Origin of the sequence: Rothia sp. HMSC068F09, from assembly GCF_001812775.1 — a bacterium.
GTDB lineage: Bacteria > Actinomycetota > Actinomycetes > Actinomycetales > Micrococcaceae > Rothia > Rothia mucilaginosa_A.
Genome location: NZ_KV810409.1, coordinates 155547 through 166134 on the forward strand (window position 1 = coordinate 155547; position 10588 = coordinate 166134).

The 10588-nt window shown below is 63.3% G+C and carries 4 protein-coding genes; all 4 read left to right on the top strand.

The annotated features are described in order from the left end of the window. The coding region (locus HMPREF2874_RS00625; RefSeq protein WP_141754187.1) for an S-layer homology domain-containing protein at positions 1-393 on the top strand (393 nt) is incomplete at its 5' end. Positions 394-551: 158 nt separating this feature from the next. Further along, entirely contained in the window at positions 552-4547 is a 3996-nt protein-coding gene (locus HMPREF2874_RS00630; RefSeq protein ID WP_083309799.1) for a S8 family serine peptidase, read from the top strand. Between the two features lie 337 nt (positions 4548-4884). Continuing rightward, positions 4885-8919, top strand: coding sequence for a S8 family serine peptidase (locus HMPREF2874_RS00635; RefSeq protein ID WP_070648430.1), 4035 nt, complete (start codon positions 4885-4887; stop codon positions 8917-8919). A gap of 1484 nt (positions 8920-10403) precedes the next feature. Next, on the top strand, positions 10404-10544 hold the full coding sequence (locus tag HMPREF2874_RS09285) for a hypothetical protein (protein WP_168165141.1): 141 nt from the start codon (positions 10404-10406) through the stop codon (positions 10542-10544). Positions 10545-10588 lie beyond the last annotated feature (44 nt).

The following is a 10588-nucleotide window of genomic DNA, read 5'->3' on the forward strand; positions in this document are numbered from 1 at the left end:
CAGTTCACCGCCCCGAGCACGCCCAGCTTCTCGGATGTGCCGACCACCCACCCCTTCTACAAGGAGATTGAGTGGATGAAGGCCCAGGGCATCACGACCGGCTGGTCGGACGGCACGTTCCGCCCGAACGCACCGGTCAACCGCGATGCGATGGCGGCGTTCTTCTACCGCTACGCCGGCTCGCCGCACGTTGATCTGCCCGTGACCAGCCCGTTCAAGGATGTGCCCGCCGATAGCCAGTTCTATCGCGAAATCACCTGGCTGGCCTCGACCGGCATCAGCACCGGCTGGCCCGACGGCACCTACCGCCCGGTGACCCCCATCGCCCGCGATGCGATGGCGGCGTTCATCTACCGCTACAGCGAGAAGGTGGCGAACCTCGCCGGACGCTAGTCCCCCACTCGTGACGGCCCCGCTGAATATGCCGCACCAGGCATATTGAGCGGGGCCGACGCTCACCGATACGCACAACCACACACGCAACGGCGCGCTTCCGGGCGCCCGCGCAAACACACAGCAGTATCGATATCGAGTCATCCCAAGGAGGATTCATGACATCCCCCCGTCCACGCCGCAGAATGACCTGTGGCCTCAAGGCACTCAGCGCCACAGGCCTGAGTGCGGCCCTCGCCCTCACCCTGGGCGTGCCCGCGAGCTTCTCCGCCGCGAACGCCCAGACCTCCCCGCAGGTCGAGGGTGCTAACCCCGCCGGCGCATCCAACCCGGCCTCGCGCCTGAGCCCGGGCCTGCAGAAGGCCGAGGGAACCATTGCCGTCTACGTGCAGTTCAAGGGCAAGGGCGCCTTCGAGCAGACCCAGTCCGCCGCCGTCCTGGCCCGTCAGGAGGCGCCCGTCAACCGTCAGGCGCAGGTGCAAGCCATCGCCTCCCAGGTGCAGTCGCAGGCTCAGTCTGTAGCGGCGGCTTCGGGATCGAAGCTCATGTACACCACCCACAACGCCATGCGCGGCGCGGCCATCATGGGTGATGCGGCCCAGATTCGTGCCCTCGCAAACCGCCCCGACGTGGAGCGCATCTCGCCGATTATCGCGAAGGAGCGCATGAACTCCGGCAGCGAGATCGACACGAAGACCCTCGCCACCTGGACCCGCGATCACACGGGGTACACGGGTAAGGGCGTGAAGATTGCGATCGTTGACTCGGGTGTGGACTACACTCACGCCGACTTTGGCGGCCCCGGAACCGTGGACGCCTATCTGAAGGCCAAGGCCATGACGGAGCTGCCCACCGCCGATTCGGGTCTGATTGACCGCACCAAGTTCATCGGCGGCGTGGACCTCGTGGGTGACGACTACAACGCCTCCGACCCGGCCAAGTCCACCCCGCAGCCGGACAACAACCCGCTGGACTGCCGCCCGGACGGCTTCGGTTCCGGCGGTCACGGCACCCACGTTGCCGGCACCGCGGCCGGATACGGTGTCACCGAGAGCGGCACGACCTTCCGCGGCGACTACACGAAGCTGACCGAGGACCAGCTCAAGGGCCTGTCGATTGGCCCCGGCACCGCCCCGGAGGCGCAGCTTCTGGCCGTGCGTGTGTTCGGCTGCTACGGCAACTCCCAGATGGTCATGAAGGCCCTGGACACCGTGATGGACCCCAACGGTGACGGCGACTTCTCCGACCGCGCCGACATTGTGAACCTCTCGCTGGGCGGCGAGTTCGCCCCCGCCGACGACCCCGAGTCGTACATGATTGACACGATGGCCCGCCAGGGTGTGTTCACCGTGGCGGCGGCGGGTAACGCCAACAATTACAACGGCGTGGGCGACACCTACTCCGACTCCGGTAGCCCCGCGAACGCCGCATCGGCGCTGTCGGTGGCTAACGCCTACGGCTCCACCCAGCCCGTGGATCGCGCCCGCATCACGACGGGCGGCGGCACCTCGTGGCTGCAGGGTGACTACTCGGTGAACTTCAACTACTCGACGGCAACCGCCGAGCAGCTGCGCGGCGAGGTTGTGGCCGCCCCCGAGCGCAACCGCTACGCCTGCGAGGCCTTCACCGCTGATGAGGCGAAGGCCCTGAAGGGTAAGTGGGTGTACATCGACTGGGATAAGGACGACTTGTCGTTCCCGTGCGGTTCGAAGACCCGCTTCGATTACGTGCAGGCCGCCGGTGGCCTGGGCGTGGTCATGGCCGGCCACGATGAGCGCTACACCATCGGCATTGGCGGTAACACGACCATCCCCGGTATTCGCCTCTCGGCCTCCTCGAGTAAGGACCTGGAGAAGGCTCTGGCCGCCGGCTCGGTGACCGTGGAGCTGAGCCCCGACTTCAAGGCTTCGGGCCGTTCCGGTCACTCCCGCGCGTTCGATTTGAACCCCTCGAGCGCCCGCGGCCAGCACGGCTCCGACGGCTTCATTAAGCCCGACCTGGCGGCCCCCGGCACCGAGATCGTATCTGCCGCGGTAGGTACGGGTAGCAAGGGTGTTTCCTTCACCGGTACCTCCATGGCTACCCCGCACGTGACCGGTATCGCCGCCCTCGTGATGCAGGCGCACCAGGACTACAACCCGCAGATGCTGAAGGCAGCCCTGATGAACGGCGCATCCACCTCGATTAAGAACGAGAAGGGCACGGCCTACGCGGTGGATCGCGTGGGTACGGGCATGGTGAATGCTCGCGCCGCCGTGGACGCCAAGGTTCTGGCCTACGACGCAAAGAACCCGGAGCGCGTGTCGACCGCGTTCGGTGTGCTGGAGTACACCCCCACCTCGGGTATTCAGACGGTTCAGCGCGATATCGTGCTGGACAACACCGACTCGCAGGCTCACACCTACACCCTGAGCTACCAGGCAAGCACGAATATTCCCGGTGTGGAATACTCCTTCCCCGAGCAGGTCAGCGTCGCTGCTGGCGAGCGTAAGAACGTGACCGTGACCGTGCGCATCGACCCCTCCAAGCTTGAGAAGACCATGGACCCGGCGATGGGCGCCGACCAGGTTGCCCAGGATTGGACGAACGGCCAGACTCTGATTGCCGGCAAGCGCCAGTACATTGCGAGCGCTTCGGGTCGCCTGATTTTCTCGGAGAACGGCCGAGAGGCCATCCGCCAGTCCCTGCACGTGGCCCCCAAGCCCGTCTCCGCCATGAGCGTTGACGCCTCCCGCATCGAGTTCAACGGCGTGGCCGACAAGGAATCCACCGTGACCCTGCGCGGTACGACCCTGAACCAGGGCGGCTACCGTTCGCTGCTGGGCGCGTTCGAGCTGGGTGCGGTCAGCGGCCGTATTCCGACCGGCCAGCTGAAGCTGCCCTCGAACCAGGTGGTTGACCTGCAGTACGTGGGTGCGGCATCGGATGCGCCCGCGCTGAAGGCCGCCGGCAAGAACCCGAACGACGGCTCCCTGTACTTCGGTATATCGACCTGGGGTACCTGGGACAGCATGCACTGGGGCCGTCAGGTGCAGGTGCAGATTGACACCACCGGCGATTCGAAGGCCGACTACGCGCTCGAGGTGACCCGAGAGAAGGGTCTGGACTACCCGCTGGTGAAGGTCTGGAAGCTGACCGGCAAGAGCTCCACCGTGGTGGCCCGCTACCCGCTGAACAACGCCTGGGGTGACACGGACACCAACATCATGGACACGAACACCATGGTCCTGGCCGTGCCGCTCAAGGACCTGGGCCTGACCGCCGAGGCTAAGCCCAGCATCAGCTACTCGGTGCAGACCGACACCTGGCAGAACGAGGGCAATGCCTACGTCGATGCGACGGATGCGATTGCCTTTTCCCCGTTCAACCCCGGCCTGTGGTTCACGGGTGAGGAATCCGGCGTGGGTGGGCTCTTCGTGGACCGTGACGGCGGCCAGCTGACGGTGCATCGCAAGAACAACACCGTGGCCCGACGCGCGCTCTTCCTGCACCTGCACAACGGCACCGGCGACCTGAGCGGCCGCACGACCCAGCAGGGTATCGCCGACGGTGACCGCGCGCAGGTTGTGGACGTTCCGCGCACCATCCACGAGGCACGCTTCAGGGATGTTCCGCCGGAGAACCAGTTCTACCGCGAAATCACTTGGATTGCCTCGCATCAGATTGACCGCGGCTACCCGGACGGCACGTTCCGTCCCCTGCAGAACATGGACCGCGCCACCATGGCCGCGTACTTCTACCGCATGAGCGGCTCGCCGCAGTTCACCGCCCCGAGCACGCCCAGCTTCAAGGACGTTCCGCTCAACCACCCCTACTACAAGGAGATTGAGTGGATGAAGGCCCAGGGCATCACGACCGGCTGGTCGGACGGCACGTTCCGCCCCGATTCCTCGGTGAACCGTGACTCGATGGCCGCGTTCTTCTACCGCTACGCCGGCTCACCCGCGTACGAGGCTCCCGCCCAGCCCCGTTTCACGGATGTTTCGACGGATAACCTGTTCTACCGCGAGATCAGCTGGCTGGCCTCGCAGGGCGTGACCACCGGCTGGCCCGATGGTTCGTTCCGCCCGGTGGAGCCGGTGCACCGCGACGCGATGGCGGCGTTCGTGTTCCGTTACAGCACGAGTGTGCTGGGGTACAGCGCCGACCAGTAGTGAGGCCCGGCAACCGGCTCACCGCGTAGGCAGGGGTGCCGCCCCGGCTGAGGTGCCGGTGAGTCACGGCTGGTTCCGGTCAGCGGCTAATTCTGGTCACGGCTGATTCTGGTCAACGGCGAGGGGGTCGTACCGCGCGCAGCAATGCTGCCCGGTACGGCCCCCTCGCCGTTGTTACGTTCCGCACCACGGTGTTTCACGAGTCTGACTAGGTTAAACACCCCTCTCCTTGAGACAATGGTGAGGGTTCTTTCAGCGCCCGCTTGAACCCCGTCGTTGAAGCACGGGCCGAAGACCCCTAGAAACACACCATTACAAGAGAATCAAGGAGCATTCAGTGGCTATTCTCCCTGAAGCTACCCCCGCCCCGAAGGGTTCGCGGCCACCGCGAGGACTTCGGCGCGTAGCCCGCGGCTGCGGCGCCCTAGTGCTGGGCCTGACCCTCGGGCTGACTTCCCTACCCTTCGGAACCCAGGCGTACGCCGCACCCGGCGTGGTGCGCGGCGACGTGGATGCGCCGCGTAGTGCATCCGCCGAGACGCCGAACCCTACCGAGGTGCTCTCCCCCAGCCTGGACGGCGCAACCGGCGAGCGCGCCGTGTTCGTGCGCTTCAAGGGTCAGGGCGCGTACGCGCAGACCCAGCCGGATGCGGTCCGCTCCCGCGCACAGGCACCCGTCAACGCGCAAGCACAGGTGCAGGCAATCCGCGCCAGCGTGCAGCAGCAGGGCGCCTCCGCGGCGAAGGAATCCGGCGCGCAGGTCCTATACACCACCCACAACACGATGCGCGGCGTGGCGCTCTACGGTAACGTCGAGCAGATTCGTGCGCTCGCGAACCGTGACGATGTGGAACGCATCAGCATCATTGAGGACATGGCACCGCAGAACAGCGGCACCCTCATTGATACGGACACGCTCTCCGTGTGGGCGAAGAGCCCGGCGAACCCCGCCTCCACCGGCTACACCGGCAAGGGCGTGAAGATTGTCGTGCTCGATACCGGTATCGACTACACGCACGCCGATTTGGGCGGCCCCGGCACCAAGGAGGCCTACGAGAAGGCGAAGGCCTCCGACACGATTCCCGAGGGCACCTACGACCCGAAGAAGTTCCTGGGCGGCTACGACCTGGTCGGTGACGACTACAACTCCGCCAAGAAGGAAACCTCCACTCCCCACCCGGACGCTAACCCGCTCGACTGCGGCGGCCACGGTAGTCACGTGGCGGGCACCGCGGCAGGTTACGGCGTGAACGCGGACGGCTCGACCTTCCGCGGCGACTACTCTAAGCTCACCGAGGAGCAGCTCAAGGACATGAAGATTGGCCCGGGCTCCGCACCGGAGGCCCAACTGATTGGCCTGCGCATCTTCGGTTGTAAGGGCACCACCGCGTTCGTTCCCCTCGGTCTGGACCGCGTGCTCGATCCCAACGACGACGGCGACTTCTCTGACCGCGCCGACATCGCGAACCTGTCGCTGGGCAATGAGTTCGGCGTGTTCGACGAGACCGTGAACTACGCGGTCGGTTCCCTCTACCGCGAGGGCATCCTCTCCGTGGTTGCGGCGGGTAACGCCAACAACTACAACGCCGTGGGTGACACCTACTCCAACTCGGGCGGCCCCGGCACCAGCGCCTACAGCCTGACCGTGGCGAACTCGATTGGTTCGACCCAGATGGCTGACCGCGTGAAGATCCTCTCCCCCGCGAACGAGGCGGATACCTACGGCGACTACTCGGTGAGCTTCGACTACTCGAAGGCGACCGAGGAGCAGCTGCGCGGCACCGTGGTGCGTGCCGCGTCCCGCAACCGTTACGCGTGCGAGGCCTTCACCGAGGAGGAGGCCGCGGCGCTGAAGGGCAAGTGGGCCCTCATCGACTGGGCTGAGGCCGACGGCACCGCCCCCTGCGGTTCGCGCGTGCGCTTCGATAACCTGCAGGCTGCCGGCGCGACCGGCGTGGTCATCGCCTCCGACACGGAGGTGGGCGACACCGCCATCGGCGGCAACTCCGCTATTCCGGGCGTGCGTCTGGCCAAGAGCCAGGTGGAGCGCCTCTCCTCCCAGATTGATTCGGGCAACCTGACCCTGCAGCTCGGCGAGAACCTGCGCGAGTCGATTCGCGTGCAGAACGGCAAGCTGGATCAGGCGAACACCTCGACCGCGCGCGGTATGCACGGTTCGCACGGCATCACGAAGCCGGACGTTGCGGCACCGGGCACGAACATTTCCTCGATCCTGGTTGGCGGCGGTACCGAGGCGACCGTGAAGACCGGTACGTCCATGTCCACGCCGTTTGTGGCGGGTGTTGCGGCGCTGATTATGCAGGCGCACCCGGAGTACGGCCCGCGCATGATTAAGACCGCCATCATGAACACCGCCGACCACCGGATGCAGGACGCCTGGGGCAACCCCTACGCGGTGGACCGCGTGGGTACCGGCCGCATCAACACGCGTGCGGCGGTGGCCGACCGCGTCATGCTGTTCAACGCCGCCCGCCCCGAGCAGGTTTCGGATACCTTCGGCGTGGTTGAGTACACCCCGAACGCCGGCGTGCAGACCCTGCAGCATCGCGTGAGCGTTGAGAACACCGATTCGGTGGCGCACACCTACGCCGTATCTTACGACGGCAGCACGAGCATCCCGGGTGTGGAGTTCTCCTACCCGCAGTCGGTATCTGTGGGTGCCGGCCAGACCGCCACGTTCACCGTGACGGTGCGCATCGACCCGTCGAAGCTTGAGAAGACCATCGACCCCTCGATGTACCCGACCCAGGATTCGCTGAACTACTCGACCGGCATGGTGACCATTTCGGGTGCCCGCCAGTACATTGCGAGCGCCTCGGGCCGCCTGATCCTGACCGATGCTGATTCCTCGGCCGCGGTGAAGACCCTGCGTATGCCCCTGCACGTGGCCCCGAAGCCGGTGAGTGCGCTGCGCGTGGCCGGTGCGGATATCCACTTCGATTCGAACGGCGCCGGTGCGCTGGAGCAGCGCCTGTCCGTTGAGGGCACCGCCGTGAACCAGGGCGGTTACCGCTCCCTGCTGGGTGCCTTCGAGCTGGGTGCTTCGAGCCCGCGCATCCCGACCGCGAAGCTGGGTGTGGGTTCGGATTCCCGCATGGACCTGCAGTACGTGGGCGCCACCTCGAACGTGGCGGCGCTGAAGGCTGCCGGTCAGGACACCTCGCAGGCGCAGCTGTCCTTCGGTATTTCGACCTGGGGCAACTGGTCGGAGGTGACCCCGCGCGGCACCTACTACGTCTTCATCGACACCGATAAGGATGGCACGACCGATTACCGCCTGCAGACGGTGCGCGAGAAGGGCCTGGACTACCCGCTCGTGAAGGTTTCGCAGCGCGGCCTGGACGGTAAGTGGCATGCAATCGCCAACGCCCTGTACCCGCTGAACGGCGCCTGGGGCGATACCGATACGAACATCATGGATTCGAACACCCTGGTGATGAGTGTTCCGCTGAGCGTTCTGGGCCTGGACCCCGAGGCTGAGTCGACCGAGATTTCGTACTCGGTGACCACCGCGAGCGCGTTCTCCGCCACGACCGTGGTGGATACGACCGAGTCAGTGTCGTTCAACTACGCCACCCCGGCGCTGTGGTTCAGCGGAGATTCGGCGGGCGTTCCGAACCTGTTCGTGGATGCGCCGGGCACGAACCTGGTGGCACACCGCAGCGGTGAGGCAAAGGGCTCTGCCCTGTTCCTGCACATGCACAACGCGACCGGCGACCTGTCGGGCGTGAACGGTGCGGCCGGTGAGCGTGCGCAGGTTCTGCGCGTGTCGTCGTCCTCCGAGGCTCCCGCCGAGAGTGCGCATTTCAAGGATGTTCCGGCGGATTACCCGTTCGTGAACGACATTAACTGGCTGGCTCAGCGTCGTATTACGACCGGCTACCCGGATGGCACGTTCCGCCCGAACGGTTCGGTGGAGCGCGGCGCGATGGCGGCGTTCTTCTACCGCATGGCGGGTTCGCCGCAGTTCACCGCGCCGAGCACCCCGAGCTTCAAGGATGTGCCGCGCGACCACCCGTTCTACAAGGAGATTGAGTGGATGCGCGCCCGCGGCATTACGACCGGCTGGTCTGACGGTACGTTCCGCCCGAATGATGCGGTGAACCGTGACGCGATGGCGGCGTTCTTCTACCGTTACGCGGGTTCGCCGGCTTATTCGGCTCCGTCGGTGTCGCCGTTTAGCGACGTGTCGACCGGTAGCCAGTTCTACCGCGAGATTGCGTGGTTGGCCGATCAGCGGATTACGACGGGTTGGCCGGATGGTTCGTTCCGCCCGGTTCAGCCGATTGAGCGTGGCGCGATGGCGGCGTTCCTACACCGCTACAACGTGCGCGTGCTGAATAACCGCTAGTCGAAGCGTTATAGAAGCGTTATATTTGAACGCTAAATACCCCCGGTGGATGCCGTACGCATCTGCCGGGGGTATTTGCTTGCCTCACCCTGCCCGAGGCAGGCTAGTTAGCGCTGGCGGGCTTCTTTACGGTTGAGCTTCTCAATGGCGGCTTCCACCTTATCACCGCCGAACGCAAGGGTATCAACATGCAGTGAACGCACCGTAGGCTTCTTCGTTACTTCCTGTAAGTCGTCTTTGCCCCAGAGGCATCCGTAGACGTCAGCACCAATGGCTTCTGCCCGTATCTAACATGCATGCACCAGCTACTACTCACCGCGTCCAGGACATTCAAACACCCTAAAACGAGTTTCAACATACCTACCCCCAATGTGAGAATAATCACATTTTGAGGCAAATCAATCACGCCCACCAAAACACTCAAAACCCGCGTAGAGCCCACCTGTACGCGCTCTAAACACCCCTCAAGCCAAACCTGCATCACCCTAAGACTACACAAAATGTCTAATTACCAGGTGGTAATCGTAATTTGCCATCACGTATACTAGAGTGTATGGCCACAGGCCAAAAAGGAAAAAGGCCAGGACTCCACCACGATCCATAAAATCACAGCAGAGCCCTATGCCTTACAACATAAAATAAAACTCGTAGCCCTGAAATCTGAGAACACGCATTCAAACAGATGTTCCAGGCAATGGACTACCCAAGCGAAAGGAGGGCTAAACATGCCCCCCGAAATCGAAAAACTTTTCGAATTAATAAAACATACCGCAGACGCAGCCAGCGACACTCATGAGCTCTTCGAGATTGCTAAGTGGATTCTGCTCATATTCCTACCGTTTCTGAATCGACTTTGGAAGGCACTCCTGTCGCTTCTGAATCGGCTCTGGGGTACTTTCTACATCCGGTGGGTTATCCTACCCGAACTCGCTCCACGGTCTTTTCCTAAGACCATATTCGCGTACCGGCTCATGTACCGAGCTACCACTTGGCTCTCTATAAGCTACACAGTATATAGCCTTGTCTCTACGATTAGTCTCCTTGTTAGCTTGCTTTTTTAGGCGGCCTACCACCTACACCATATAGGTTATATATCTGTTATAACACAACCTATGGATTCAATACTCCCATAGATTGACCTGCGGTGCAAGCCTTACCTGTGTGCGGTTAACCGCACACAGGTCTTCTATAAGAGTGTCCGCCCCTTCGGATGCAATTGCTGGGCATCCAGCTATCAAACTGTGCACCCAGCAATTGCGCCCTCGTACGCGAAAGCCTCGACTTCAAGCGCTACTAGCCACTAATCCAGGCCCCCTTCAGGAGGGAATTCTGGGCGCGATGGCGGCGTTCTTGCACCGCTATAACGTGCGTGTGCTGAATAACCGCTAGTCGAATGCGGATGTGAGGGCCGTGTCGGGGTGGATTTTTCTGTCCCGGCACGGCCTTTTCTGTGGGCTGTTATGTCTGCGGCGTAGACTTAACTTATGCGTGAGTTACAGGTTCAGAACGGCGAGGATGAGACGCTGTCAGCTACCCAGGATACCCTCGACCAGGAGGAGCTTCTGAACGCGGCGGCGGACTTCATTGACCGCTATGAGAGCGTCTTTGAAAATCTAAGCCACTGATATTCCTTCGAAAGAAATACCCCCGGTGGATGCCGTACGCATCT